The 26,822-nt window shown below is 48.9% G+C and carries 26 protein-coding genes; 9 read left to right on the top strand and 17 right to left on the bottom strand.

All coding sequences use genetic code 11. The features are described 5' to 3' along the window. Positions 1–26 precede the first annotated feature (26 nt). From IPK30_08175 to IPK30_08160, 4 genes are read right to left on the bottom strand one after another with little or no spacing between them, the layout of a single operon-like run. On the bottom strand, positions 27–587 hold the full coding sequence (locus IPK30_08175; protein MBK8103245.1) for a pilus assembly protein PilP: 561 nt from the start codon (positions 585–587) through the stop codon (positions 27–29). Next, positions 584–1,267, bottom strand: a complete 684-nt coding sequence (locus IPK30_08170) for a type 4a pilus biogenesis protein PilO (protein MBK8103244.1) — start codon at positions 1,265–1,267, stop codon at positions 584–586. Before IPK30_08170 ends, IPK30_08175 begins: the two co-directional genes overlap by 4 nt. After that, positions 1,267–1,854: a PilN domain-containing protein gene (locus tag IPK30_08165; GenBank protein ID MBK8103243.1), complete on the bottom strand. Its 588-nt coding sequence runs from the start codon at positions 1,852–1,854 to the stop codon at positions 1,267–1,269. Before IPK30_08165 ends, IPK30_08170 begins: the two co-directional genes overlap by 1 nt. Continuing rightward, positions 1,854–2,921, bottom strand: coding sequence for a pilus assembly protein PilM (locus tag IPK30_08160; protein ID MBK8103242.1), 1,068 nt, complete (start codon positions 2,919–2,921; stop codon positions 1,854–1,856). Before IPK30_08160 ends, IPK30_08165 begins: the two co-directional genes overlap by 1 nt. A 211-nt stretch (positions 2,922–3,132) precedes the next feature. Between IPK30_08160 and IPK30_08155 the strand changes: the two genes are divergently transcribed. Next, entirely contained in the window at positions 3,133–5,484 is a 2,352-nt protein-coding gene (locus IPK30_08155) for a penicillin-binding protein 1A (GenBank protein MBK8103241.1), read from the top strand. Here the strand turns inward: IPK30_08155 and tsaB are convergent. The 6 genes from tsaB to cysM form a co-directional block, all read right to left on the bottom strand. Beyond that, positions 5,481–6,164 carry a tRNA (adenosine(37)-N6)-threonylcarbamoyltransferase complex dimerization subunit type 1 TsaB gene (gene tsaB / locus IPK30_08150; protein ID MBK8103240.1) on the bottom strand — a complete coding sequence of 228 codons (684 nt, stop codon included), beginning with the start codon at positions 6,162–6,164 and terminating at the stop codon, positions 5,481–5,483. The genes IPK30_08155 and tsaB overlap by 4 nt on opposite strands. Before the next feature lie 65 nt (positions 6,165–6,229). Next, positions 6,230–6,736: a histone gene (locus IPK30_08145; GenBank protein MBK8103239.1), complete on the bottom strand. Its 507-nt coding sequence runs from the start codon at positions 6,734–6,736 to the stop codon at positions 6,230–6,232. Between the two features lie 191 nt (positions 6,737–6,927). Beyond that, the gene (gene hemH, locus IPK30_08140; GenBank protein ID MBK8103238.1) at positions 6,928–7,908 is read right to left on the bottom strand and encodes a ferrochelatase; all 981 of its coding nucleotides are present in this window, start codon (positions 7,906–7,908) and stop codon (positions 6,928–6,930) included. Beyond that, positions 7,905–8,543 (bottom strand): adenylate kinase, encoded by a 639-nt coding sequence (gene adk / locus IPK30_08135; protein MBK8103237.1) that lies wholly within the window; start codon positions 8,541–8,543, stop codon positions 7,905–7,907. Before adk ends, hemH begins: the two co-directional genes overlap by 4 nt. A 126-nt stretch (positions 8,544–8,669) precedes the next feature. Continuing rightward, positions 8,670–10,913: a bifunctional (p)ppGpp synthetase/guanosine-3',5'-bis(diphosphate) 3'-pyrophosphohydrolase gene (locus IPK30_08130; GenBank protein ID MBK8103236.1), complete on the bottom strand. Its 2,244-nt coding sequence runs from the start codon at positions 10,911–10,913 to the stop codon at positions 8,670–8,672. A gap of 34 nt (positions 10,914–10,947) precedes the next feature. After that, positions 10,948–11,844: a cysteine synthase CysM gene (cysM, locus tag IPK30_08125; protein ID MBK8103235.1), complete on the bottom strand. Its 897-nt coding sequence runs from the start codon at positions 11,842–11,844 to the stop codon at positions 10,948–10,950. 74 nt (positions 11,845–11,918) lie between these two features. On the opposite strand from cysM, the gene IPK30_08120 reads away from it, so the two are divergent. Next, positions 11,919–14,756: a response regulator gene (locus tag IPK30_08120; GenBank protein ID MBK8103234.1), complete on the top strand. Its 2,838-nt coding sequence runs from the start codon at positions 11,919–11,921 to the stop codon at positions 14,754–14,756. Positions 14,757–14,769: 13 nt separating this feature from the next. On the opposite strand, the gene IPK30_08115 is transcribed toward IPK30_08120, so the two are convergent. From IPK30_08115 to IPK30_08100, 4 genes are read right to left on the bottom strand one after another with little or no spacing between them, the layout of a single operon-like run. Then, complete coding sequence (locus IPK30_08115) at positions 14,770–15,834, bottom strand: glycosyltransferase family 2 protein (protein MBK8103233.1); 1,065 nt, start codon at positions 15,832–15,834, stop codon at positions 14,770–14,772. After that, positions 15,831–16,217: a hypothetical protein gene (locus tag IPK30_08110; protein ID MBK8103232.1), complete on the bottom strand. Its 387-nt coding sequence runs from the start codon at positions 16,215–16,217 to the stop codon at positions 15,831–15,833. The genes IPK30_08115 and IPK30_08110 overlap by 4 nt, the downstream gene beginning before the upstream one ends. Next, positions 16,189–16,878, bottom strand: coding sequence for a glycosyltransferase family 2 protein (locus IPK30_08105; GenBank protein ID MBK8103231.1), 690 nt, complete (start codon positions 16,876–16,878; stop codon positions 16,189–16,191). The genes IPK30_08110 and IPK30_08105 overlap by 29 nt, the downstream gene beginning before the upstream one ends. Continuing rightward, on the bottom strand, positions 16,871–17,638 hold the full coding sequence (locus tag IPK30_08100; protein MBK8103230.1) for a sulfotransferase: 768 nt from the start codon (positions 17,636–17,638) through the stop codon (positions 16,871–16,873). The genes IPK30_08105 and IPK30_08100 overlap by 8 nt, the downstream gene beginning before the upstream one ends. A gap of 90 nt (positions 17,639–17,728) precedes the next feature. On the opposite strand from IPK30_08100, the gene IPK30_08095 reads away from it, so the two are divergent. Continuing rightward, entirely contained in the window at positions 17,729–18,571 is an 843-nt protein-coding gene (locus IPK30_08095; protein MBK8103229.1) for a glycosyltransferase family 2 protein, read from the top strand. 3 nt (positions 18,572–18,574) lie between these two features. Here IPK30_08095 and IPK30_08090 read toward each other — a convergent pair whose 3' ends face one another. Continuing rightward, complete coding sequence (locus IPK30_08090) at positions 18,575–20,104, bottom strand: hypothetical protein (GenBank protein ID MBK8103228.1); 1,530 nt, start codon at positions 20,102–20,104, stop codon at positions 18,575–18,577. 118 nt (positions 20,105–20,222) lie between these two features. Here IPK30_08090 and IPK30_08085 point away from each other — a divergent pair, with 118 nt between their 5' ends. Together IPK30_08085 and glpE are read left to right on the top strand one after the other, a co-directional pair. Further along, the gene (locus IPK30_08085; GenBank protein ID MBK8103227.1) at positions 20,223–21,662 is read left to right on the top strand and encodes a YdiU family protein; all 1,440 of its coding nucleotides are present in this window, start codon (positions 20,223–20,225) and stop codon (positions 21,660–21,662) included. 69 nt (positions 21,663–21,731) lie between these two features. Beyond that, positions 21,732–22,007 (top strand): thiosulfate sulfurtransferase GlpE, encoded by a 276-nt coding sequence (glpE, locus tag IPK30_08080; GenBank protein MBK8103226.1) that lies wholly within the window; start codon positions 21,732–21,734, stop codon positions 22,005–22,007. 12 nt (positions 22,008–22,019) lie between these two features. On the opposite strand, the gene IPK30_08075 is transcribed toward glpE, so the two are convergent. Further along, complete coding sequence (locus IPK30_08075; GenBank protein ID MBK8103225.1) at positions 22,020–22,496, bottom strand: NAD(P)H-dependent oxidoreductase subunit E; 477 nt, start codon at positions 22,494–22,496, stop codon at positions 22,020–22,022. Then, positions 22,493–22,984 (bottom strand): nitroreductase family deazaflavin-dependent oxidoreductase, encoded by a 492-nt coding sequence (locus IPK30_08070; GenBank protein MBK8103224.1) that lies wholly within the window; start codon positions 22,982–22,984, stop codon positions 22,493–22,495. The genes IPK30_08075 and IPK30_08070 overlap by 4 nt, the downstream gene beginning before the upstream one ends. A gap of 142 nt (positions 22,985–23,126) precedes the next feature. Here IPK30_08070 and IPK30_08065 point away from each other — a divergent pair, with 142 nt between their 5' ends. The 4 genes from IPK30_08065 to pstB are packed head-to-tail and all read left to right on the top strand — an operon-like array spanning position 23,127 to position 26,813. Then, positions 23,127–24,128: a PstS family phosphate ABC transporter substrate-binding protein gene (locus IPK30_08065; GenBank protein MBK8103223.1), complete on the top strand. Its 1,002-nt coding sequence runs from the start codon at positions 23,127–23,129 to the stop codon at positions 24,126–24,128. Further along, the gene (gene pstC, locus IPK30_08060) at positions 24,112–25,029 is read left to right on the top strand and encodes a phosphate ABC transporter permease subunit PstC (GenBank protein ID MBK8103222.1); all 918 of its coding nucleotides are present in this window, start codon (positions 24,112–24,114) and stop codon (positions 25,027–25,029) included. The genes IPK30_08065 and pstC overlap by 17 nt, the downstream gene beginning before the upstream one ends. Before the next feature lies 1 nt (position 25,030). Then, on the top strand, positions 25,031–25,990 hold the full coding sequence (gene pstA / locus IPK30_08055) for a phosphate ABC transporter permease PstA (GenBank protein MBK8103221.1): 960 nt from the start codon (positions 25,031–25,033) through the stop codon (positions 25,988–25,990). Between the two features lie 49 nt (positions 25,991–26,039). Then, a complete protein-coding gene (gene pstB, locus IPK30_08050; protein MBK8103220.1) occupies positions 26,040–26,813 on the top strand; it encodes a phosphate ABC transporter ATP-binding protein in 774 nt (257 codons plus the stop codon). Positions 26,814–26,822 lie beyond the last annotated feature (9 nt).

The following is a 26,822-nucleotide window of genomic DNA, read 5'->3' as shown; positions in this document are numbered from 1 at the left end:
TGTGTCATTTTATTTACCCGGATCAATTATTGTTCTGCGGATTCGCGTAATTGCAGCGTCTTAGGACGCTCTACCCACAAATCGTCCCCATTAGGCACGATTTCCTTTAAATCAATGCGCCCATTATCAATATGAAACACTTTTCCATGGTTACGCCCCATGTAGTTACCCACTTGCACACGGTGGATATTAGATGTTCCGTCATCAACTAACCCCCATATTTCGCCATCCTTTGTAACTGTGCCAACCATGGTTATTGAGCTGATATTGTATTGCTCAAGATATTCCTTAGGCCGCAATTCATCCGGCTTTACAACCGCACCACCCGTTACTTTATTCCCATCAATTTCAATCTCGATCAAAGCCTGAGGCTTTTCAAATGGGCTACGCTTCCCTGCAGCTTTGTATATAAAAGCCTCGAACTGTGGAAATGTTGGAATTGGCTCAATCGGCGGAACTGGCCTCAACCGCACTTCTTGCATGTAACTATCTAGGTCTGATAAACCACTGTCACCGCACCCCCCCATTAATAAAGAGGCGCACGACATCACAATAATCTTGAGTGTGAGGTTGTTTTTACTATTCATTTGCCACCATCCTTGCCCTTCTTGGCAGCATCATTAGATGACGAATTACCGTATCGATAAGTTTTTGCTGTGATCGTCATAGTAAGTTCTTCACTATTACGCACATCACTACTTGCTTTGCTTGCTCCTGACTTAGCATCCACAGGAGCAATAAGGAAATCATGTAAAGTCACGATACGCGGCAAACCCGCAATTCCACTAGCGAAGGTAGCAAAGTCGTGATATCCACCACTCACTTGGATATCAATTGGCAGCTCCACATAAAAATCAGCTTTCTTTTCTGGCAACAATTTGATGGATTCAATATTCAACCCACTAGATTGCCCCGTGTTGGATATGTCATCCAGCAACCCAGGCACCTCGGTGTCTTTGGGCAACTGTAAAACTAACGCATCGAAAGATTCCTTCATCTCTTTCATTTGAGCCCTGTACGCTTCCAGATTTGCAGCTTCACCAACCTTGCTTTCAAAGCTAGTGCGCAGCGTCTGCTCCTTTTGAATTTCCTGATCGAGCACCGCCGTTTGTTCTTTTAATACAAACTGATAAGAGAGAACAATCACGATTATAGCCATCAGCACCCAACAAACAACTTTGACAGGCAGCGGCCATGAACCCATGTTTTCCGGGTCCAAATTACTGAAATCATTTTTAATTTTTTCTAAATTATCTTGGAGTGACATTATTTTTCACCCTCTTTTTTGGCGTTATCTTTTTTATCGTTATCGGGCAAAACCACATCGACACTTAGATCAAAATTTGTTCCTTGGTCTCCAAATGACGGGTTAGCCTCTACCTTCGTTAATACTGAGTTTTTTAGCCACTCGGAGTTATTCAGGTCGCGCATCAAGGTGGAAACTCTGTTATTTGACTCCGCAGTACCGCTGATCAAAATCTTCTCTCCCTTTCGCTCAACGCGACTAAAGAAAACCCCGTCTGGCAACTTGCTAACCTGCTCATCAAAAATATGGACAATTAATGGGCGAGTTCCCTGCAAACTCTGAATAACTTTCATTCGATCAATCATGTCATTACGCTGCTTTTTCAATGCATCAATTTCAGCAACTTTTTGATCCAACAGCGAAATCTCATTTTGAATTTTTGCATTTCGTTGCTGTTGATGGCTGATGAAGCCTGCAATCGCCATATACCAAACAGCAAAAACGAGAAGCCCTACAACGGCGCTCGCTCCCAAAACCGCCAGAAACTCTTTCTTTCTTTGCTCCCGCAGCTCAGCGCGCCAAGGAAGCAGGTTAATTTTTGTGGCCATCAGTCAAAACTCCTTAGAGCCAAACCTGTCGCAATCATTAAGGCAGGCGCATCATTGCTCAAATCAACCGGATTGATGCGGGAAGCCACCGACATATTGGCAAAAGGATTTGCAACGGTGGTTGGTGTTCCTAATTTGCCCTGCACCAAATCACTGAGGCCTTCCATAGAGGCCACGCCTCCAGCCAGAACGATGTAATCAACTTCGTTAAAGTCGCTGGAAGAAAAGAAAAACTGTAAGGAGCGCGTTATTTGCTGCACTACTGCATCTTTGAATGGTTGCAGAACTTCACTCTCATAATCATCTGGCAAGCCGCCTTGTTTTTTAGCAAGACCCGCTTCTTCGTTTGACAAGCCATAGCGCCGCTGAATTTCTTCAGTTAATTGCTTGCCTCCAAACAACTGCTCGCGCGTGTAAATAATTTTGCCTCCGTGCAATACATTCAAGGTGGTCATGGTTGCACCAACATCCACAATGGCGACAACAGAATCCTCACCCCCACCCAACTGCGGCAGAATCAGAGAAAACGCTCGCTCCATTGCATAAGCCTCAACATCAACAACCGAGGCAATTAGCTCGGCATCTTCAATAGCTTCCTTACGACTATCAACATTCTCGCTACGACAAGCCGCCAGCAGTATCTCAACGCGATCTGCCTGACCAGGTACAAGGCCAATAACTTCAAAATCTAACGCCACTTCATCGATGGGATAAGGAATGTATTGGTCAGCCTCCATACGAATCTGGAGATCTAGAGCATCTCCATCCAATCCAGCAGGCATTTCGATGATTTTGGTAATAACAGCTGAACCAGCAACTGCAACGGCTGCATGTTTCAGCTTGGTCTTAGATTGTTGAACGGCTCTGCTAATCGCATCCGCAACGGCATCCTGTTCTGCTATATTCTTTTCTACTACCGCACTAGGGGGGAGCGGCTTAACGCTGTAACTCTCAACGCGGTAACCTGCTGCGCTACGGCTCAGCTCCAACAGCTTCACTGATGTCGAACTAACGTCCAACCCCAGTACGGGTGGTTGTTTTCTTTGGAAGAGTCCTGAAATAGCCATTTTCCTATTCGCATCCGATACTTACGACGAGGTGATGCTACATTACTTTAAGTAAGGTCTGCAAGCACCCAAACTGATACCTAATTCACAAAATCACATTTATAATACCAACACTGCAGTAAATCCTCACAAACAAACTCCAACATATTGATTTAAAAGACTTTTGATGCGACATCTTCTCTGGCTCATTCGAGTCACCTTCCTGAGTATCATGCTTGTTTTAGCCGCTGGAACTGCTGTTATCTGTGGCTTTACCCTTTATTTAGGGCCTCAGCTACCCAAAATAGACAGCATTGTCGATCTGAAGCTGCAAACTCCACTAAAAATAATCAGCAAAGATGGCTTGTTGTTGGGCGAGTTTGGTGAAATGCGTCGCGAACCATTGCCTTATTCAGCTCTTCCTCCCTCTTATATAAAAGCTGTACTAGCTGCTGAAGACGACCGTTTTTTCACACATGGCGGCGTTGACCCTACAGGCTTAGCTCGAGCTGCCAGTGAACTGGCCAAAACAGGGCGTATTCGGTCAGGTGGTAGCACAATCACCATGCAGTTAGCACGCAATTTTTTTCTCAGTTCTGAAAAATCTTTTATCCGTAAATTCAATGAAATTCTTCTCTCTATACAACTCGAAAGGACTCTACAAAAAGAACAAATCTTTAGTTTGTATGTCAATAAAATTTATCTAGGCCACAAAGCCTACGGTGCACAATCAGCCGCGTATGTTTATTACGGAAAAACATTAGATCAGTTATCCCTTGCACAGTGGGCAATGTTGGCGGGGCTACCTAAAGCGCCGTCTAAGTACAACCCGCTGGTGAATCCTGAGCGCGCGCTCATAAGACGCAACTGGATTTTAGGGCGCATGTTATCTTTGGGTTATATCGATAAAACCGCTCACGATAAAGCATTGGCCGAACCAGAAGTCGCCACCTATCACGGCCTAAAGACGGATATTGATGCGCCTTATATCGCTGAAATGGCCAGACAATTTGCGGTCGAAAAACTGGGCAGCGAAGCCTACAACGGCGGTTATATCGTGCGCACCACTGTCGATTCACGCCTGCAGCTAGACGCACAAAAAGCCGTGTGGGACGGCGCGGTTGATTACGACAAACGCCACGGTTATCGCGGCGCTGAAAAACAATTTCCTGTCCCAACGCTACCCGCCAAACAAATGCCTAGCTACTGGTCTGTTGTACTGAGGGACTATGGCAAAGTGGGTACTCTTGAACCGGCGATTGTTGCGAGTATCAACAAATCGTCGCTCTCTCTTGTGCTCTCCAATAATCGTAGTGTCACCCTTAACTGGAGCGCCTCGGAAGCAAAACGCCTACAACCTTATAAATCTGAAAACTATATTGCTCCAGCACCAAAAAGTTTTGCTGAAGTGTATCAAGTAGGTGATCTCATTCGCTTACACAGCACCGGTGAAAATAAATGGGAGATCAGCCAAATTCCACGCATTCAAGCTGCACTCGCTTCTCTCGACAGCAAAACAGGTGCAATCATTGCGCTATCTGGCGGAACCGACTTTGCCTACAGCAAGTTCAATCGTGCAGCACAAGCACTCCGGCAACCCGGCTCTAGCTTTAAGCCTTTTATCTATCTAAAGGCACTAGAAAATGGGTACACACCTGCAACACTCGTAGACGATTCTCCCATTGTCTTTCAGGAAGCTGGGATGTCGAAACCATGGCGACCAGAAAACCATGGCGGTACTTATCTCGGCATGATTCCACTGCGACAGGCTCTGTATCAATCGCGCAACATGGTTGCCATCCGTCTGCTGCAAAGTATTGGCGTGAAATCACTGATCAGCAGTTTGCCGCGATTTGGGTTTGATACACAAAACATGGATCCAAATCTTTCTATAGCTTTGGGCTCTCACGCATTCACGCCTCTCACCATGGCAACGGCATACACCGTGCTGTCCAATGGCGGATTCAAAGTGGAGCCTTTTTTAGTGGAGCAAATTGCCGACCCTAAAGGAAATGTTGTCTATCAACAAAAACACAAGGTCGTTTGCGCAGACTGTGCGGCTGACACACAAACAAGTACAGACAACATAACGACACTTGCACCGCGTGTTGTCGACGAACAAACAGCGTACATTATCGACAATATGCTGAAGGATGTTATTCGACGCGGCACAGGGCATGCTGCTACCGTACTCAACCGTTCTGACATTGCGGGTAAAACAGGAACAACGAACGGACCTACCGATGTTTGGTTTGTTGGTTACAACCCCGCAATAGCTACCGCTGCATGGGTTGGATTTGACGACAACACTATGCTGGGTAAACGCGAATTTGGCGGTACCGCTGCACTGCCCATCTGGATTTCATACATGCGCGAAGCACTCAAAGACCAACCTGTGATTGAGAGAACAATGCCGTCGGGGCTGGTTACTGCGAGAGCACATGCCGATGCAGAACAAGCGTCTGACAAGACGGATGTCAGCGGCGAGTTTGAAATTTTTCGCGGTGATGATGCAGAAAATAACGGTTCGCCCGACGCTCAAGAGGGAGAGGCAACCCAAAGTGGCGATGACTATCTGTTCTAAGGTGTTTGGTAGCGGGCGCGCTTTTGCCAATTAATGCTCGACTGCACATAATTTGGCAAACATTCTTCAGCTCGATATTGCCACGCTTGTTGCGGTTTTGTTTGTGCCAATGCGATTAAATCGCCAATCGCTGCGTTGACATGTGTTTTTTTTCCAGTAGTTAGCCAAACATCTCCAGCGTATACCGTACCCAATTCCATTTGCTCACTTTGCGCCGCAAACACCTCTAGGCTTATCAAATGGTCATCTTCTGTGCGCTTTAGCTCACCACTCGAACTATAAAAAAAGCTTGCCCAATAGATGCCGTTCATACGCGCATCAACGGCGACTTTAATGCGCCGCTCTTGATTGCTCTCATCCAAGGTGCGCGCCGATGCAAAGGCAAGCGCCTCTAAAGCAGACACAGACAGGAAAGGGATTTGTAAGCTATAGCTCAAAGATTGCACCACGCTAGCGGCAATGCGTATGCCGGTAAACGAACCTGGACCCGCATTCCACACCAATAACTGCAAATCCGATAGCGACAATGCCGCATCACACAATAGAGCGTCGATTGTGGAGAGAATGCAACGCGAGTGAGACTGCGCAGAAGACTTTGTCTGCAAAAAATGCAGACCGTCCTGCCTAGCAATACCTACGCAACATTCTGAACCCGTGGTATCAATCGCCAATATATTCAAACCGTATCTCTCGCTTAAAAAAAACCCCCGGGGTTGCCGGGGGTTTTTATCAACCTACGCGTGCATTACTTCTTGGCAGCGCGACGGCCTTTTTTAGCACCAGCTTTTTTCTTGGCTGGCTTAGCAGCTTTGGCTTTCTTCGCTTTTGCTGGCTTAGCCGCTTTGGCTTTCTTCGCTTTTGCTGGCTTAGCTGCAACCTTCTTAGCAGCCTTAGCTTGCTTTTTAGCGGCTTTAGCAGCTTTAGCAGCAGCTTTTTTAGCAGCTACTTTAGCTTTAGCAGCAGCTTTTCTTTCTGCTACTTTAGCTTTGGCAGCAGCTTTCTTAGCAGCGGCGGCAGCTTTCTTGGCTGCTTTCTTGCTAGCAGAGGCCAGTTTCTTCTTATCAGCAGCAGCACGCTTCTTCGACCACTTAGCAACGAACTTCGCCTGTGCTTTTTGCAGATCAGCTTCTGCCTTGGCAGCCAGTTTGGCTTTCAGGGCGCTAACGATTGCTGAAGCAGACAGTGCTTTAGCTGGTTTAGCGGCGACTTTGCGCTTAGCTGGAGCTTTCTTTTTGACTTTGCCATGTTTCATTCCTCAATGGTTGGTAGTGTTAATAGTTAGATACTACAAGCTCGTAACCACTCCCATACGGGCTTGACACAGATATTATTTTAATTTTTTGCGTTTTGCATCCATCTAAAACAGTTTTTTGCCTAAATCAGGACTTTTTTTCATCATTTTGGCTAATTTTTTATAAAAAAGCGCCGTGAACACTTTCGTATTTACTTTTTAGCAGCACCAAAACCATTTTCAACAACGATGGAATGCAAGACAGCAATGTGCTCATCCGAGTCGTTGAGACAATCAATGCGCGAAAAATATTCACCGCCAGCAGCCATGAAGCAATGTCGACTCCCATGTTCAATTTCTTCTAGGGTCTCCAAACAATCCGCCGCAAACGCCGGACAGACAACATCAACGCGACGAACTCCACTTGCTGGCAACGATGCCAACACCTCATCTGTGTACGGCTGCAACCATTTCGCACGACCAAAGCGTGACTGAAAACCAATGCGCCACTGCTCATTAGCAAGACTCAATGCATTTGCCACGGCTTCTGCAGTGTATTTGCACTGTTCGTAATAGGGATCGCCACGATCAACACAAGCTTGTGGAATCCCGTGAAAAGAAAACAGCAACACATCGGCAGTACCGTTTTTTGCACGATGTTGGCGAATCGACTGCGCTAATGCAGCGATGTAGTCCTTGCGGTAGCAATATTCTCTGACAATGCGAATATCGGGCACATAGCGTTGCTGCGTAAATAGCGCTGCAACTTGATCGTACACCGCAGCGGTGGTCGTAGCGGAATACTGTGGGTACATCGGTAACACTAAAAACTGTTCGATGCCCTGTTTACGCAGATCATCAATACACTGTGCGATTGATGGCATGCCATAGACTGCTGCTGCGCGAACTATCACATCGCTTGTGTTGAGTGACTTTTCCAATCGCTCAGCTTGACGCTGCGTAATTGCTGTCAGTGGTGAACCTTGTTCTGTCCATATCGACCGATACAATTTTGCTACGCGCTGACTACGCAGCGGCAAAATAACCGCTCTTAACAAAGGCAACCAAAGCCAGCGTGGTATCTCTACCACGCGCGGGTCGGAAAGAAAGGAATTGAGAAATTGCCGAATGGCAGAAGGCTCAGGTGCGATAGGTGAGCCGAGATAAACCAGAATGACTGCGTGTTGTTTCACTGCAATGCGGCCAGCACGCGACGGCTGATTTCCTCCACGCTGCCAACACCAGGCACATTGCGATAAACATTATCGCCACCGTGTTGCTGATAAAAATCCACCAAGGGGCGCGTCTGCTCGTGATACACCTGCAAGCGTTTGCGCACGGTTGCTTCGGTATCATCTGTTCTTTGTATCAAAGCTTCGCCGGTCACATCATCCACACCTGCCACTTGTGGCGGATTGTGTTCAATGTGATACACGCGTCCTGAAGCTTCGTGCACACGGCGACCACTGAGTCGGCTGATGATGTCTTGGTCTGGCACATCAATTTCAATCACACGATCAATTTGCACTTCCGCACGCTGCATGGCTTCGGCTTGTGGAATCGTTCTAGGGAAACCGTCAAATAAGAAACCTTTTGCACAATCTGGCTGTGTGATGCGTTCTTTCACCAAGGCGATGATCAAATCATCTGACACTAAACCGCCGGATGCCATGATGTCTTTTACTTGCAAGCCCAATGCCGTGCCAGCAGCAACAGCAGCGCGCAACATATCACCAGTAGAAATTTGCGGGATACCCATTTTTTCCATAATCAATTTTGCTTGTGTGCCTTTGCCAGCACCGGGTGCGCCCAACAAGATAACTTTCATTTTTTACACTCCACACACTTGATGCCTATTCAGGCCGTTGATTTGATAATGTTCGCTACCTTACACAGCTGAATCTGCTTACTCAAGTTGTCCACCTCTCTCCAAAATGTATATATAGAAGAAAGATCACACCTGCCTGCTAGCTTTATATACATTGGGGATCTGGTTGATGGCTTCCAGCAAACGACTCAATAACTGAAAGCTCTCCACTTCCAAGGTAATTTGCATTTCTACCAAGCGGGTTTGCTGGTCGGTCACTGTATCTAAACGAATGACATTGGCTTCTTCTTTATCTAACAGTGAGCTAATGTCGCGCAATAAACCTCGCCGGTCGTAAGCGCGCACGGCAATAGATGCTGGAAATGTACTGCGGCGCACACCACCCCAATTCACTGCAATAATTTGTTCAGGATGATCCAACTGCATCTGCAACGCCTGATCGCAGGATTGCTGGTGCACTGAGACAACATTATCAGCATCCATCACACCGACAACAGCATCGCCTTCTGCAGGATTGCAACACGGCGCTAAACGCAAGTTATGTCCTTCAGCACCGACAATAGAGCGCGAGAGCGTTTCCATCTGCTCATCCCATTCCAGCAACAACTCCGATTGCGACATGACATTGCCAGAATGCATCGCCGCATCAAGTACCGCTGTCATACTGCATTCGCCAGTACCAATGGCGATGTACAAATCGTGCAGATTTTTATGCCCCAGCGTGTGCGCAAGCGATTCCAAATCCAGTTGCGGTGATACCGCCAAACGCTGAAAGGCGCGATCCAATATTGCGCGACCGTTCTCCAAGTTTTCATCCGCGGCTTGCTGACGAAACCACTGCTGCACACTGGTGCGTGCGCGCACGGTGCGTAAATACTCCAAACCAGAAGTTAGCCAATCGCGGCTGGGCGCTTCGCGCTTGCCTGTAATAATTTCCACTTGGTCGCCCGTGTGCAGCGCGTGATACAGCGGCACAACACGACCATTCACACGGCAGCCACGGCAGCGATGCCCAACACCGGTGTGAATGTGATACGCAAAATCTAAAGCAGTCGCATTGCTGGGCAAATCAATCACATGTCCTTCTGGCGTGAAGACATAAATGCGGTCTTGGACAACACTGGTGCGCAGCTCTTTGACCAAATCCAAATTGCCGCCCGTTTCTTCGTGCCACGCTAAAACTTGTCGCAGCCACTCAATTTTTGAATCGTAGCTATTGGCTTGTTCGCCTTGCTGATTCACTTTGTCAGCGCCTTTGTACTGCCAGTGCGCGCACACACCAAACTCTGCATCTTGGTGCATGGCAAAAGTGCGGATCTGTACTTCCAGCACTTTCCCTTCCGGCCCAATGACCGCCGTGTGCAAAGATTGATAGCCGTTCTCTTTTGGATTGGCGATGTAATCATCAAATTCATTGGGAATATTACGCCACAAACCATGCACGACTCCCAAGGCTGTGTAGCAATCTTGCACCGTAGCGACCAATACACGCAGCGCGCGGATGTCATAGACTTGCGAAAAACCAATGCCGCGATTGCGCATTTTCCGCCAAATACTGTAGATGTGTTTTGCACGCCCTGTAATATCTGGCTCAACACCCGCTTGTTGCAATGCGGCTTCTAACTGCACTTTGGCTTCGGTAATAAAGCGCTGGCGATCAACGCGGCGCTCGTCTAATAAACGCGCGATATGGCGATAGGCATCAGGCTCCAAATAGCGAAACGCCAAATCTTCCAGCTCCCATTTGAGGTGACCGATACCCAAACGGTGCGCAAGTGGCGCGTAGATTTTCATTACCTCGCGCGCGACGCGGCGGCGCTTTTCTTCCGGTGCATTTTTTACCGCACGAATCGCACAAGTGCGCTCTGCAATTTTGACTAAGGCAACACGCACATCATCGATGATTGCCACCAACATTTTGCGCAGATTTTCTACCTGCACATTGGCTGTACGCCCCAACACAGCTTCATCGCCGAGGCTTTGTATGGCACTGACCGATGCCATGCGTAAAGCCCCCTCGATCAAACTCGCTACTTCTTGCCCAAAATTCTGTACAACCTCTGTCAGTGGCAAGCGCTCCTCGCGCACGGCGCGATACAAGATAGCCGCCACTAATGTTTCTGCGTCTAAGTTCAACTCGCCGAGAATATCGGCCATCTCTAAACCGGTGCGAAAACAACTGGTTTCCTGCCAGCGTTTGTCTGATTCAGAGCGTGTTTGCTCTGCGTTATGACTCGCCAAACAAGCCGCTCGCAACTGCATTATTTGTTCTGCTGAAAATCCATGTGCCGCTTCTAAACCAGCTAACCACACATCAATATCGACATCGCCACTGGCTCCCAGCGGATGATCTTCACGAATCTTAACCATAGAGATAACTGCTACTTGTTAACAACAAATCGTCTCAACCGTTATAAATACCAGAAGACAAATAACGATCTCCACGATCACAAATAATCACGACGATAGTGGCATTGCTTACTGTTTTTGCCAACTGCAGCGCAGCAGCCACCGCACCACCGGAAGAAACGCCGCAAAAAACGCCCTCTTTGCGCGCAAGATCGCGCATGGTGCACTCGGCGTCTTCCTGTGCAATATCTATCACCGTATCCACACGCGCCGCATCAAAAATACTTGGCAAGTATTCTGGCGACCAGCGACGAATACCGGGAATGCTAGCGCCTTCTTGCGGTTGCAGGCCCACAATTTGAATCGCTGGATTTTTTTCTTTCAAAAAGCGCGAAGTACCCATGATGGTACCGGTTGTTCCCATCGCACTCACAAAATGGGTGATTGTTCCAGTCGTCTGTTGCCAAATTTCTGGGCCAGTGCCTTTGTAATGTGCCAGCGGGTTGTCGTTGTTGCCGAATTGATCCAGCACTTTGCCACGCCCCTCTGCTTGCATTTGCAAAGCCAAATCGCGCGCACCTTCCATACTCTGTTGCTGCGAAACCAACACCAACTCGGCGCCGTACGCCGTCATCGCCGCTTTGCGTTCGGCAGTCATGTTGTCAGGCATCACTAAAATCATGCGATAACCTTTGATGGCTGCCACCATCGCTAAGGCTATGCCAGTATTGCCACTGGTGGCTTCAATCAAAGTGTCGCCGGGTTGAATGCGGCCGCTGCGTTCCGCTTCCGCAATCATACTGGCGGCAGGGCGATCTTTGACAGAACCCGCAGGGTTATTGCCTTCCAGCTTTAATAAGATGTGGTTGTTATTGCCCTGCCCCAATCTCTGCAAACGCACCAAGGGTGTGTTGCCGATACAGCTTTCGATTGTGGGATAATCCATCGCAATAGCCGCCTTGCACAATAATAACCAGTCGCGGATTCTACCGTGGTTTCACTCATGACAACAAAACAGATTCCCTAATGCGTCATAGCAATCTACGCACTTACATCGCGATATTCGCCCTAGGTCCTGGCATCGTATGCGCCTTATTAATTGGCGCCTATCTCACTTACGCATTGGTGCGCGATATTGCACAGTATGAAAACGAAATGAGCGATGTATACAGCCAGCAAGTAGCACGGCAAGCCTATCGCGCATTACGAGATGGTGATATCGCCACACTGGAAAGCACTGCTCAACTTGCGCTGGAATATCCTCTGCTGCGTTCAATCAGTTTTTACGATGCCACTAGCAAAGAAATTGCACATGCAGGTCCCTTGCATACACAACTGGAAACAGTAACGAATCTCTTCACTTCAGACACCCTAGATTTCAGCGCCAAAAACACGCGACAAGTGGTGATACCCATAAAACAACCACGCCTTGCAGGTTCCATCCGTATTGAAAGCAGCGACCCTCGCAACCTCCCCATCGGCTGGGCGCGTTTAGAGTATTCGCAAAGTTTCATCATGCTGCATAAATACCGCACCACATTGGTTGATATCAGCATTGTGTTCATCGTGCTGGCTGGCGCCTTTTGGTTCGCCATGCAGTTTGGCGAGCGTCTCACTGAAGTTGTCAAAAGAATTATCAGCAACACCAACATCCGAGCCAAAGGCGAGACTACTGAGCCCATCACTGATAGCCGCATTATTGAAATGCGTGAACTCGACAACGCCATCACCGAAATGCACGAAGCTCTACTGGCAGAGCAAGACAGTTTACAAAGCCATATCGAACAATCGACGCAGGATTTGCGCGAAACCCTAGAAACGATCGAAATTCAAAACATCGAATTGGACTTGGCGCGTCGTGAAGCCGTGCAAGCCAGTCGCATTAAATCTGAATTCCTAGCCAACACCAGCCACGAAATTCGTACGCCGCTCAACAGCATTATCGGCTTCAGCAAGCTGTTACTTAAAACACAGCTCAACACACAACAACAGGACTACCTAAGCAATATTCGCAAATCTTCCGAGGGTTTGCTGACGCTGATTAACGATGTGCTAGACCTCTCTAAGATCGAAGCTGGAAAGCTGGTTCTGGATTACACCTCATTTAACATTCAAGAAGTGCTGGAAGATGTGCTACAAATTCTTGCTCCAGGCGCACATGACAAAGGACTAGAGTTACTACCCATCATTTACAGCGATGTACCACGCCGCTTGCTTGGTGACCCTTTGCGCATCAGACAAGTACTGACCAACTTAATTGGCAATGCCATCAAATTTTCGGAAGAAGATAATATCGAAGTACGCATTGCTGCCGACATACTGGAGCAACAAAAAGCATTGCTCAAAATCGAAGTCACCGATCATGGCAAAGGCTTACCCAATGGCAACAACGAGATTTTTAAAGCCTTTACGCAATTGGATAGCACTTCCACACGCAAGCACGCAGGCACAGGTTTAGGCTTAGCGATATCTCGAAATATTGTGCGCCAAATGGGTGGCGATATTGGCTACCACAGTGATCCAGGCAACACGACTTTTTGGTTCACCATCAATTTGGATATTGCCAATACCACCACTACGGAAAACAGCAATGACCTCCTGAAGAACCATCACATTCTGGTGTGTGACAAAGAAAAACTCTCTCGCTTGACCAGCGGTCACATATTGACAGCCGTGGGCGCACAACCGGTATTGGCTGATGATATCGATCAAGTAATTCCCACACTGAATCGCCATGCTGGCAGCGAACACCCTATTCACGCTCTATTGTTCAATTTACCTGTCCGTTACAACGAACAAGATGTGCGGCAACTCACACGAGTAATACATCACTGCCAACAACAACGCTGCCCTGTCATTCTCTCGTTGACAGCTCCTGCACGCGCGCAACTGGCGTCATTATTTCCTTCCGCTGTGCTGTTACAAAAACCGCTGCCCGAAAGTCGTCTATTAGAAATTTTGTGCCAAACGCTCAACATCCCACACAACATCCCGACCAGCAGCGCACAACGCATTGCGATGACAGGTACGCCGCCCGTTGTGTTGGCCGTCGATGACAACGCGCCCAATTTAAAACTGATCAGCGCGATGCTGCATGATCTCGGTGCTCATGTTGTGCAAGCAAGCAACGGCGAGGAAGCCATTGAATGTTACAAAGCCAACCCTGATATCTCGGTCATTTTTATGGATGTACAAATGCCAGTGATGGATGGCATCGAAGCAACACAAAAAATTCGCTATCTTGAAAAGCAAAGTACGAGACGCACCGGCATCATCGCACTCACTGCGCACGCACTGGTAGAACAAAGACAGCGCATGCTCAGCATCGGCATGAATGATTTTTTGAGCAAACCAGCCAGCGAACAGCAGTTGCTACAAATGCTTCAAAAATGGGGGAAAGCCGCGCAAACCAACTCACACACAACTACCGTGGCAACGCCCACCACCTCAAATACACCGATCGAAGCTACTGAACAGACCGATGCTACCATCGTTTTTATCCCACCTTTCTACGGGGATTGCGTGGACAGAAAATTGGCGTTGCAAGCCTGCGGCAATAAACCAGAAGCGGCTGGGGAAATCTTACAGATGTTGTTTCAAACACTGGCAGAGGACAGCGCGGCCATTGTGCAAGCCATAGAATCTAACGACTTGGTGCAAGCGAGAGAGCGCATCCACAAGTTACATGGTGCCTGCTGTTACTGCGGTGTCACGCAATTAAAAAATAGCTGTGACGCAATGGAAACATTGCTTAAAAAAGAAATGAACGAATATCTCGTTGATGTATTGCCAAGCTTTCGCACAGCGGTCGGAGCATTATTGGATTGGCGGCGTGAAAATGACCCCGCCACTTACTTTCAGTAGGCTGGCAGCGCCATTAACGCGGCATGTCCTGCTGGTTCATAATCGCAGGCCGCTCATAGCCATCGTTCAAACAACTGATCGCGTTTTCGGTAAAGCGATTGAACGGTGCATCGTCATCCCAGAACGGTTTTTTATTGGCGGTTAAACGCGCAAAACGCTGGCTCGCCATCTCTGATGCTTTTTCCAAAAACGGCTGCGCCCAGTGCGTGACCGCACCGAGCAATATCGGCTCACGCGTTAGGGCTTTGAATGGGCCGCCCCACACTTCTTCCAAACGCGTATCAAAAGATTTCAATACGGCGCGGCGCGTATCGTCTTCCAGCAATTCCTGTGTGGTCACACCGCCATGAAACTGGTGAAACGAGCCTTCGCCGGGCAACACATACAACACAATATCCGGCAACATGCCGAGCTTGCGATACAAATACAAATTGATAGAACCGCCACCGGGCTGATCGAAGCGTTCATCGGCACCGCCGATGCGTTTGAAATTTTCTGCCGAACAAAACAGTGCATTGCACTCTTGCATGGGCTGCAAATAACCGCGCTGATTGCTGGAGCTCCAGCACGCCCATTTGAACAAACGATAGCCGTTTTCCTGCCACGCCAACTCGGATAATTTTTCTATTTCCAAGGTTTCGCTGTGCCCTGCTTGCACATGGAATTTATGGTCTTTTTCGCCGAGGTGGTAGCCGGGCACCATCACCAGTGCTTGCTCTGTCATGCGCGCCGCTAACATGGCGTACTCGATCACACGCGGCGAGACGATACGCGCACCATCAATAATCAAACCGATTTGTTCGCCTCGGCACTGACTAAATGCAAAATTGACAGCGGGAACAGGCGACACACCGGCTTCATCGCGCAAAAAATAGCGAAACTGCGAACCCAGTGCAGCAACGGCAGCGGCATCCAAACAATGCGCAGAGCGATTTTCCACCACGATCACTTCGTAATCATTTTCTGTCACATTTTTTTGATACGGCAGCGCAAGACTGAACAGCGTGTTCATAGCCTGACGCGGCATGTCATACACAATCACAATAATCGACAGCAATAGCTTTTTTTCTGTATTCATTTCCAATCCCTCGGTATATCACCGCGATTTTTCATCACCACACTGGCTGAATGGCGCACAAAACGCAGCGCGCAATCCGGCAGTGCACCGAGCACAATGCTGCGTTTGAGTGGTGGCGTGTATGCTTGCCCGCGCAGCGCGGCGTATTGATTAAAGTGATCTTGCATCGCTTTCAAACGCTCCTCACCCTTTGTGCCGGTGGTAATGCCACCGTGAAATTGATGGAAGGAACCTTCACCGATCAAGGTCACCAACACCGTTTCTGGCAATTCCACTGCGCGTTTATGCAAATCCAAATTGCACTGTCCGCCACCTGTTTCGGTAAAACCCGCATCGTAGCCGCCCAGTTTTTCCCTAAATATGGCGCGGCATGGCCAACACATTGCTCTCACCCAAAGGCTTTAAATAGCCACCGGCACTGGTGCCCGACAAACAGCAAATTTCAAACAGGCGGTAACCGTCTTGCGGCCACTGCACTTTGTCTAACAATGTTTGTTCGTACGCTTCGTCATAACCTTCCAGCATCGCCTCCTGCTGCACTTTATTGCCCAAGTGATAACCGGGCACGGCCACCACCACGTCTTGATGCAAACGCTCGGCTGCCAAAATGTAATTCACGATACCGGGCGACACCATGCGCGCTCCGTCTATCATCACCGCAATCATGCGCCCGCGTGCATGCGCCGCACCAAAGTTCATCGCATTCACCGGCGTGGGCAGAGTTTCTGGATACGCTTGATAGTGGAAGTTGCCGCCCCATTTTTCCGCTTCTGCTTTACCCAGCATGCGCGAAGAAGGATTTTCCATCACGATCACTTCGTAATCGTTTTCTGTCACGCCGCGCTGATACGCCGCACTCAGGGAATACAGTGTTTTTTTCGCCTGCTCCGGCATTTTGTACACCATCACCACAATCGACAATCGCGGCGCATCACTCTGTAAATACTGCGCATCATCGCGCGGTATCACAGGCATCGCCGCATCAAACCATTTAATCGGCTGTGGCGAATTGGGAATCCCTTTCGGTGTGGGTGTATTACTCATGATTTGCGGCTATCTGTTCAAGTTGTTGATATAACTGTTGCACTGGCTCAGGCAACACCACAGAAAAATCTGCCGCCTGTTTGTGCAATTCTTTGGTGTAAAACCGTTCGTTTTCTGGCACAGGGGCCAAGCCAATCTGTGCATGCAACACATCCAAAGCGCGATGAAAGCGCTCCTCACTCCAATCAAAACACAACACGGGAAACGGTTTTTTTTGATGCGCCTGCAATAATTTTTTGTTGTAGACATACCACATTGCCAAGCCTTCTTCGATGGACACTGGCATCGCTGGGCGACTAGCCAAAGATTGTGCCACCGCAAATGGATGCCGATAAATGCCCACAAATTCCATATCCGGCACCAAAGCACGCCAGCCGTCCAATACCAATAAAGTGCGCGGATCTTTGAATCCCCAAAGCGGCTTATCGGCATATTCGGCGAGAATTTCCTGCGCGCGCTCGCTATGTTGAGGCTCCCACTGCGCCGATTTGCTATCGCCTAAATCTGCCAAATCAGACGGAATACCTTGCGCTAAAGAAATGCCAGTAGGCTTTTTCCAGGTGAGCGCATTGGCTTTGAAAATCGCTTCGTGCAAATTGACGACATCCTGATTTTCACGATTGCCGCGACGATTGTATTCGTTCCAAGTGTGGTGCTTGCCGAGAAACAGCCCGCCCTGCTGCAAGGAACCGGTTAAACAGCTCGTGCCAGAACGGTGCATGCCGAGGACACACAAAATACGCTGAGGTCTTCCTATCATTCCGTACTCAATATCGTTTTTATACTGGTTAGAATCATAAAGCAGGCTAGCTAGGATTGGCACCCCACGCCGGTGCCGTACAATGTCAGCATGAACACCGTCGTTTATGAAACACCTATTTTTCTCTCGATCAGCGTGGTGCTATTTCGCAATAGCAGCACCGAGCTGTTGCGTTTTCGCACCAGCCTCAGCGAGAGCATCCGTCAGTTACGCGAGCAGCGCCCCGTTGCGCGCATCAGTCTCGTGGTGGTCGATAACGCAGCCAGTGAGGACGGCGACAAGTTTTCCTCACTATTTACACGCGTAGACGGCGTGGACTCCCTGCGTTTTATCTGTCCAGAAAAAAACTTAGGCTATGGACAGGCACACAATCTCTGCCTACAGCAAGGCAGCGACTTCCATTTGTTACTCAACCCTGATGTGTATTTGGATACAAATGCCTTAACTGTTGCCTTGGATTATCTGCACAACGATGCCAACACCGGCATGGTGACGCCATATGCTGTCAACAACCATGGTACGCCGTTATTTCTTAGCAAACGCCACCCCACCGTATTGGATTTTTTACTGCGCGGCTTTGCTCCCACCGTTTTAAAAAACCTGTTTGCCAAGCGCCTCGCGCGCTATGAAATGCACAGCGAATATTTGTCTAATCAACCTTGTGATGCCGTAGAAATTGCCAGCGGCTGTTGCATGCTAGTGCGCACGGCGCTCTTGCAAAAATTGAACGGTTTTTCTGAAAATTACTTTCTGTATTTCGAGGACTTTGATCTATCGGTTCGCCTGCGCGCAACGGCAAAAATCACTTTCCTGCCTGAAATGCAGATTGTTCACGATGGCGGCCATGCCGCGCGCAAAGGCTGGTGGCACATCTCACAGTTCGCCCGTTCCGGTTACCGTTTTTTCTCACAACACGGCTGGCATTGGCTCTAGACGCTATTTATTGACGATTTCTACCACTTTGTTGCTATTGCGCACATCACCAAACGAAAACACCGGCACACAGGTGTGTAGTGGGTTTTCACGACAAAAAAATGCGCGTGCACCGTCGTTATCTACCAAATAATGAATGCCGCGCTCATGGATATATTCAGGCTGTCGCTTCTGCCAATGCGCCTGCATGGAGCGTACATCTACCACGCCATCCAAATTGATTACTTTGCGCTGCGCCAAATAACTCAACACACCTGAGTTCATGGAGCCGATAACGGCATTGGGTGGTGTGTTGGCATTGATCCAATCCGCTACTACTTGATGCGAAGAAGGCTCAGCTACTTTCCGCGTTAATTTTAACGGTGAATACAACATAACCACGGACAGCACACACAACATCAACACCGATACACTCCATTTTTTCGGCATCTGCGCTACTACTGTCGTCACCAAGAGCAAGAGAACCATGGCTACGGGGATGTAATACCAAGTCCGCACAAAACTGCGGAATGCCGCGTGATAAATAAAGACAACCAGCACCGCAGCACAAAAAATCGCCAATGCCTTCATCTCACGAGAAACGCGTCTACTGCGACCAAGCCAAAGCAGCGACCCCGCAAAAAAAACCACAACGCCAATAGACACAAATTTCGCATTGCTTACCGGCGCAATAAACAACCGACCAAAAACCTGCAACTGCTCATAAACTTTCCATGGCAACATCAAAAAACCAAACACCGTACGCTGCCAATTGAATTGTGGCTCGCCCCAATAAATCGTTTCTATTTTTCCACTGCTCTGTACAAAACTGCCAAAATTTAACCAATTCCACAGCAACCACGGCAGCACGATCAAACCGGCAACAACACCTGCGCTCAATAAGCACAGATAATTTATCCGCCACTGTTTGCGTGAATACCACGCCAAACAGGCAAACAACAACAGCACGGTAATGGCATTATCCGTACGCACCAGAAAAGCCAATCCTGTTAGCGCACCAAGACAAACACAGACTCGCCACGCAATATTTTCTTGTCGATATATCTCAATGAAACCATTGCACAACAACAACAGCAGCAAGGTGTTGAGCGATGTTTCCAGCCCATTCATTTGAATATCAACAAACGACGAATGAATACAAAATAACAAAGCTCCAATAAAAGCGACCAGCAGACCCGTCTTTAGCTTTTGCAAGAGATGAAACAACGCAACGACTGTCAGCAAATCAACACCAAACATCAACCACTGCACGCGATACACAAAATCTACACCATGATTGGCGGCGGTATAAAACGGTGTAATCACCGCCAACCACAGCGGATGAAAACCATTACTTAATTGTTCTCCGTCGTAAGTAATGCGATGATCAATGGCGAGATGACTGGCGATTTTAAAATAGTAGAACGCATCGTCTGCAAGATAAGTGGTGAGCAGCGAATTGAAATCCAGTGTCGTGAACGGCCAACGCACGACGGCTGCAATCAATAGCAAGACAGCCAGCGCAAACCACTGGCGCGACTGAGTAGGCAACATAAGCTTCATTGCTGTTTTTCAATCTCAATGGGCATAAGCCCTACATTTTGTGTCGTCGTCAGAATAAACGCCAGCTTTTACAATGTGCTTTTCTCTTTGTTGAATTGTCGCTGTGTCACTGCCACTACAAACTGCCCGCTTTGCCCACTTGGGCGACACCTTTTCATCACCGGTGTGCATTCAGCCACTGCGCGGCGCGCGCTGGGCTGTACACTCACCTTCCACAGCCGCATTGCTTGGCATCAACAGCGCACAGCTTTTGGCCGACGACACGCTGCAACACTGCAATGGCACTGCATCCACCGCTGTGTCACCTTTGGCGATGGTGTATTCCGGCCACCAATTTGGCAGCTACAACCCACGCTTGGGCGATGGCCGCGCCATGCTGCTCGGCGAGATAGAGCACGCCGGACAACGCTATGAAATCCAGCTCAAAGGTGCAGGCGGCACACCGTACTCACGCCAAGGCGACGGACGCGCCGTGTTGCGCTCCAGCATCCGCGAGTTTCTCTGCTCCGAAGCCATGCACGGCCTCGGCATTCCCAGCACGCGCTGCTTGGCACTCATCAACAGCAACGAGCCGGTGTACCGCGAAACCGTGGAAACGGGCGCGATGATTTTGCGCGTATCGCCTTCACACATCCGCTTTGGTTCCTTTGAATATTTTTTCTACACCCAGCAACACGAGGCACTGCAACAACTCGCTGATTTCGTGATTGAAAACCACTACCCAGAATGCCAAACAGCTGCACAACCTTACGCCGCTTTTTTAACTGCGGTGGTGCAACGCACCGCAAAACTCATGGCGCACTGGCAAGCGGTGGGTTTTGCACATGGCGTGATGAACACCGACAATATGTCGATACTCGGCGAAACTTTTGATTACGGCCCTTTCGGTTTTTTGGACGAATACAACCCGCGCTTTATCTGCAACCATTCCGATTACAGCGGCCGCTACGCGTTCGACCAGCAACCCAATATCGGCCTGTGGAATTGCAATGCGCTGGCGCACGCGCTGTCACCCCTCATTCCCATTGAAACGCTGCGTGAGATTTTGCAGGGCTATCAACCCACCATTGAACAGCATTACCTGCAATTGATGCGCGCTAAACTGGGCTTACAAACCGCGCAAGCGGATGACAGCGCGCTGATCGGCCAGCTCTTAGCTCTGCTGCAACAATTCGCGGTGGATTACTCCATCTTCTTCCGCCGTCTGTGCGATTTTTCTACGCAAACAAACAACGCTAGCATCCGTGATTTGTTTCTTGATCGTGAGAGTTTCGATCAATGGGCAGCGCAATACCGCAGCAGGCTGCAACAGGAAAACAGCGACGATGCACTGCGCCGCGAACGCATGCAGCGCAGCAATCCAAAATACATTTTGCGCAACTATTTGGCGAAACAGGCGATAGATCTAGCCAAACAAAATGACTTCAGCATGATGCAAAATCTATTACAGGTATTGCTCACACCGTTTGATGAACATCCCACTTTTGAATCTTTTGCCGCTTTCCCTCCTGAATGGGGCAAGCACTTGGAAATCAGTTGTTCGTCCTGAGTTATTCACTCCATTTTCCTGAGGAATTTTTATGCCATTCACCTGTATTCCTGCCGCAACTGCAAAGCCATGATCGACCAAGGCAATGTCACTATTGTTGATATTCGCGACCCCAATGCCTTCGCCGCAGGGCATGTGCCCCATGCTTTTTCACTGAACAACAACAATGTGCAAGATTTTATTTTGCACGCCGATTTCGAGAATCCGCTGCTGGTATTTTGCTACCACGGTCACAGCAGCCAAGGCGCAGCTGACTTTCTCAGCCAGCAGGGTTTTTCTGCGGTGTACAGCGTGGATGGCGGTGTGGAAGGCTGGCGCGGGGTGTATCCCGTGACGACAGAATAATGGAGGGCAGACTTAATTTTCTGCTAATAACTCTCGCAACACGGCTTCCAATTTTTCCGGCGTCATGTGCCCCTGCACCACTTTATCCACTGCGATATTGGGGCCATTGACACAGTTGCCCAAACAGCGAAACGGCTCTAAGCGCACTAATTTTTTTTCATCGCATTGATAAAAATCAGTCGCCAATACGCGTTTAGCAGTAGCCGCCAATTCCAAACCGCCTTTCGAGCAGCAGTTATCGGCGCTGCACACATACAGCAAATGCTTACCGGGCGGCATCAAAGAAAAAGATGGCGACAATTCAATGGCTTTGTAAATCGCTGGGCGCTCCATGCCGGTGGCATCCGCAATCAAAGCAACGGTTTGCGGCGGAATAAAGCCAAGCTGATCTTGCAGTTGCGTCAGCAAATCCACCAGATCATTGTCTGGCACGAAGGCAGCGATAATTTCAGCGGCGCGATCTAGCACCGATACAGCAGGTACAGTCATACAGGCTCACAAATCAGCACAGGGATATCGCGGTCCGTGCGCGCTTGGTATTCATCAAAATCCGGATACAGCGACAATAAATGCGGCCACAGTGCGCGCTTTTCCTCACTGCTCGCTTGGCGCACGGCGTAGTTTTTTGTCACGCCGGTGGCCGTGATATCCACTCGCGGATTTGCCATTACATTTTTGAACCACACGGGGTCTGCATCCAAACCGCCCTGCGAGGTCACCAGCAGTTTGTTATCGCCCTGTGGCAGATGTATCAGCATCACTTCGCGGCGCTGACCACTTTTACGCCCGGTCATGCCCACCAAACAAATCGGCGCGCCGCCCGGAAACTTATTCATCCAACGGCCATTACTTTTTTTGAACACCCACACATTGAGCCGCGTGTAAAACTTCATCATGGCGCGCACAAACGGCACGATCTTAGCCGGAATCACATCGACATCACTGCGTTTTTTCTTAATGTAATCAAGCTCACTCATGGTTTTACCTTATCTCTAGCAACTAAAAAAGGGCTGCCCAGCAGTGGGGGGTAGTCTAGCAGCATCGTCGTTGACGCTGTCATATTGCTGTAACAAAGGGCGGCTAATCTGCGCATCGAATTAACCCGCACAGGAAATATCCATGCAAAAATCACGGCTCTATATTGCTGCAGCACTCACTGTCGGCGCGCTTATCGGCTCGCCATCTATCCAAGCCGCTATTATAAAAATTGACGGTTCTTCCACGGTTTACCCCATCACGGAAGCCGTCGCAGAAGAATTTCAAACCAGCAAGAAAAATGCCATTCAAGTGACAGTCGGCATCTCTGGCACCGGCGGCGGCTTTAAAAAATTCTGCCGTGACGAAATTGACATTGCCAACGCATCGCGCCCCATCAGCGAAAAAGAAATAGAAGCCTGTAAAAGCGCAGGCATACAATACATTGAGATGCCGGTGGCATTTGATGCCCTAACCATCGTCGTCAACCCTAACAACACTTTTTTCAAAAATATAACGACCGTCGACGAACTCAAAGCCATGTGGGAACCCACTGCGCAAGACAAGGTAATGCGCTGGAACCAAATCAACCCCGCCTGGCCTGATGCACCGATTAAATTGTACGGCCCCGGCGCTGACTCCGGCACCTTCGAATACTTCACCGATGCAGTAGTAGGCAAAGCGAAATCTTCGCGTGGCGATTACACCGCTTCTGAAGATGACAATGTACTGGTGCAAGGTGTATCACGCGATCCCAACGCCCTAGGCTATTTTGGCTATGCCTACTATGCGGAAAATAAATCACGCCTCAAAGCACTGGCCATCGTCAACCCCAAGACCAATGCAGTTGTTGAACCCTCCAATGCGACCGTGATGGATGGCACCTACCAACCATTGTCGCGCCCCATTTTTATCTACATCAAGGCGACCTCATTGGACAAACCGGAAGTCAAAGAATTTATCGACTTTTATATGAAAAATGCCACTCAACTCACGCAAGAAGTGAAGTATGTGCCGCTGCCTGATTCTGCTTATACCAGCAATATGGAAAGCGTGGCCAATAAGAAATACGGTTCACGCTTCGGCGGAAAAAATGAAGTAGGCATCACCATTGAGGAGCTGATGAAGCGTGAAGCCAAACCCTAAAACCAACCGTCTAGCACACAATGCTAGACGCCATTTCGGTGAGCGCCTCATTGAGGCGCTTCTTTTCATTACTGCTGCGATTTCTGTATTGACGACCATCGCTATTGTTTATGTCTTGGTCTCAGAATCCATCCGTTTCTTTCAACATGTCAGCTTGTGGGACTTTTTGACCGATACGCAATGGACTCCGTTATTCGACGACGCGCACTTCGGCATCATGGTGCTTATTTCTGGCACGGTAGTTTCCGCATTTGTCGCGCTTTCCATCGCCATCCCTGTCGGCACGACCATTGCCATTTATCTCTCAGAATTTGCCGGAACGCGTGTGCGAGAAATTGCCAAACCTACGCTGGAATTGCTGGGCGGCATTCCCACCATCATCTTTGGCTATTTTGCTTTGTTAATGGTCACTCCATTGCTGCAAAAGTTCTTTCCAACACTGCCAGGCTTTTCGCTGCTCTCCGCTGGCATCGTGATGGGTATCATGATTATTCCGTACATTACTTCGCTCTCTGAGGATGCCATGCGCGCTGTGCCCATGTCCTTGCGCGAAGGCTCTTATGCCATCGGTAGCGGCAAATTGCACACCGCGATCCATATTGTCGTGCCCGCTGCGGTTTCTGGTTTGGCAGCTTCGTACATTCTTGCGATTTCACGCGCAGTGGGTGAAACCATGATCCTCGCGGTAGCAGCAGGCATGCAACCGAACCTCACTTGGAACCCTGCAGAGCCCGCCGCAACCATCACCTCTTTTATCGTGCAAGTAGCACTGGGGGATTTGCCGCACGGTTCTATCGGCTACCAAACTATTTTTGCCGCCGGCCTCACACTGATTTTGATCACACTATGTTTCAACATTCTCGGCCTGTGGCTGCGCCGCAAATTCCGCGAGGCTTACTAATATGACAAGCGACAACACGAACCCAAACACGCTCACTACAGCGCATCTGCGCAAACTCATTGCCAAAGGAAAATTGAAGGATCGTATTTTTCAAATTATCGGCATGCTATTTTTAACTGCCGGACTCGCTGTAATTTTCCTGCTGATTTCAGACATGGTCATGCGCGGCTGGGATCGATTGAGTCTCGACTTTTTCATGAATTTTGCTTCGCGTCGCGCCTTACAAGCTGGCATTTTGTCGGCGTGGGTAGGCTCGCTGCTTGTCATGGCAGTTACTGCATTCGCCGCGATTCCATTGGGAATTTGCGCAGGGGTTTACTTAGAGGAATACGCCAAACGAAACTGGGTTACCGATTTAATTGAGATCAACATCACCAATCTGGCGGCAGTGCCATCTATTGTTTACGGTTTGTTAGCGCTGGGTATTTTTGTCTACGCACTGGGTTTTGGCCAGAGCATACTCACCGCAGGCTTAACGCTCGCACTGCTGATTCTGCCCATCATTATCGTTTCAACACGCGAGGCGATACGCGCCATTCCCACCGCGATCCGCGAAGGTTCCATGGCCGCCGGTGCAACACGCTGGCAAACCTGCCGCTATCACATCATCCCCTACGCAATGCCTGGTATTTTGACCGGCATCATTATTGGTTTGGCGCGTGCGATTGGTGAAACAGCCCCCATTATCACTATCGGCGCCCTCACCTTTATCGCCTTTCTGCCTCCCATGCCTTTCACTGAAATCAGTGCGGGTGTTACAGCGGCACCGTTTGATTGGTTGATGTCCCCATTCACCGTACTGCCTATTCAAATTTTTAACTGGACCTCGCGCCCAGACCCAGCCTTTGAAGCAAATGCCGCTGCCGCCAGCTTTATTTTGATGGCTATGGTATTGACCATGAACTGCATTGCGATTTGGCTGCGTTACAAGCTGCGCAAAAACATTCGCTGGCAAAATTAAACCCAGTAAATTAAAGAAAATTATTTAATATGAACGAGAATTTATTCCTATGAACACAAGCAAACCATTAAAAGCTGAAGTAAAAAACTTCAATTTTTTCTACGGCAGCACACAGGCGTTAAACAACATCAACATGCCGATACACAACAAAAAAGTGACGGCACTGATCGGCCCTTCCGGCTGCGGAAAATCCACCTATCTGCGCAGCTTTAACCGCATGCACGATCTATATCCTGGCAACCGCTACGAAGGCGAAATTATTTTTCACCCAGACAATGTCAACTTGCTGTCAGCCGAAATAGACCCTATCGAAGTACGCATGCGCATAGGCATGGTGTTCCAAAAACCCAACCCCTTTCCAAAATCCATTTATGAAAATGTGGCCTATGGTTTGCGCGTACGAGGCGAAAAAAACAAGCGCGTACTGGAAGATAAAATTGAAGTCGCGCTAAAAAACAGCGCCCTGTGGAATGAGGTAAAAGATCGTCTGCACGATTCTGCATTTAATCTCTCCGGCGGCCAGCAACAGCGCCTCTGCATTGCCAGAGCGTTGGCCACGGATCCTGAACTGCTGTTGTTCGACGAACCCACCTCAGCGCTGGATCCCATTGCCACCGGCGCCATTGAAGAATTGATGCACGAACTGAAAGAGCATGTCACCATTCTTATCGTCACCCACAATATGCAGCAAGCGGCGCGCGTCTCTGACTACACGGCGTATATGTATCTCGGCGAAATGATTGAATTCGGGGAAACCGATAGCATTTTTATCAAACCAAAAGACAAGCGCACCGAAGACTACATCACTGGCCGCATGGGTTAAGGGGAGAAT

Source organism: Cellvibrionales bacterium (assembly GCA_016713115.1).
Classification (GTDB): domain Bacteria; phylum Pseudomonadota; class Gammaproteobacteria; order Pseudomonadales; family UBA7239; genus UBA7239.
Note: the sequence above shows the minus strand (reverse complement) of the source record. Positions and strands in the feature narration are given on the sequence as shown.

Bases quoted from the DNA above. Each gene is read 5' to 3' on its own strand.
- pstB (MBK8103220.1), top strand. From the start codon at position 26,040: ATGAACACAAGCAAACCATTAAAAGCTGAAGTAAAAAACTTCAATTTT.
- IPK30_08130 (MBK8103236.1), bottom strand. From the start codon at position 10,913: ATGGTTAAGATTCGTGAAGATCATCCGCTGGGAGCCAGTGGCGATGTC.
- pstA (MBK8103221.1), top strand. From the start codon at position 25,031: ATGACAAGCGACAACACGAACCCAAACACGCTCACTACAGCGCATCTG.
- IPK30_08115 (MBK8103233.1), bottom strand. From the start codon at position 15,834: ATGAATACAGAAAAAAAGCTATTGCTGTCGATTATTGTGATTGTGTAT.
- IPK30_08090 (MBK8103228.1), bottom strand. From the start codon at position 20,104: ATGTTGCCTACTCAGTCGCGCCAGTGGTTTGCGCTGGCTGTCTTGCTA.
- IPK30_08100 (MBK8103230.1), bottom strand. From the start codon at position 17,638: ATGATAGGAAGACCTCAGCGTATTTTGTGTGTCCTCGGCATGCACCGT.
- glpE (MBK8103226.1), top strand. From the start codon at position 21,732: ATGATCGACCAAGGCAATGTCACTATTGTTGATATTCGCGACCCCAAT.
- IPK30_08160 (MBK8103242.1), bottom strand. From the start codon at position 2,921: ATGGCTATTTCAGGACTCTTCCAAAGAAAACAACCACCCGTACTGGGG.
- IPK30_08075 (MBK8103225.1), bottom strand. From the start codon at position 22,496: ATGACTGTACCTGCTGTATCGGTGCTAGATCGCGCCGCTGAAATTATC.
- IPK30_08095 (MBK8103229.1), top strand. From the start codon at position 17,729: ATGAACACCGTCGTTTATGAAACACCTATTTTTCTCTCGATCAGCGTG.
- IPK30_08065 (MBK8103223.1), top strand. From the start codon at position 23,127: ATGCAAAAATCACGGCTCTATATTGCTGCAGCACTCACTGTCGGCGCG.
- adk (MBK8103237.1), bottom strand. From the start codon at position 8,543: ATGAAAGTTATCTTGTTGGGCGCACCCGGTGCTGGCAAAGGCACACAA.
- IPK30_08070 (MBK8103224.1), bottom strand. From the start codon at position 22,984: ATGAGTGAGCTTGATTACATTAAGAAAAAACGCAGTGATGTCGATGTG.
- IPK30_08145 (MBK8103239.1), bottom strand. From the start codon at position 6,736: ATGAAACATGGCAAAGTCAAAAAGAAAGCTCCAGCTAAGCGCAAAGTC.
- IPK30_08155 (MBK8103241.1), top strand. From the start codon at position 3,133: ATGCTTGTTTTAGCCGCTGGAACTGCTGTTATCTGTGGCTTTACCCTT.
- IPK30_08120 (MBK8103234.1), top strand. From the start codon at position 11,919: ATGCGTCATAGCAATCTACGCACTTACATCGCGATATTCGCCCTAGGT.
- IPK30_08175 (MBK8103245.1), bottom strand. From the start codon at position 587: ATGAATAGTAAAAACAACCTCACACTCAAGATTATTGTGATGTCGTGC.
- IPK30_08165 (MBK8103243.1), bottom strand. From the start codon at position 1,854: ATGGCCACAAAAATTAACCTGCTTCCTTGGCGCGCTGAGCTGCGGGAG.
- IPK30_08110 (MBK8103232.1), bottom strand. From the start codon at position 16,217: ATGTGTTGGCCATGCCGCGCCATATTTAGGGAAAAACTGGGCGGCTAC.
- IPK30_08170 (MBK8103244.1), bottom strand. From the start codon at position 1,267: ATGTCACTCCAAGATAATTTAGAAAAAATTAAAAATGATTTCAGTAAT.
- IPK30_08105 (MBK8103231.1), bottom strand. From the start codon at position 16,878: ATGAGTAATACACCCACACCGAAAGGGATTCCCAATTCGCCACAGCCG.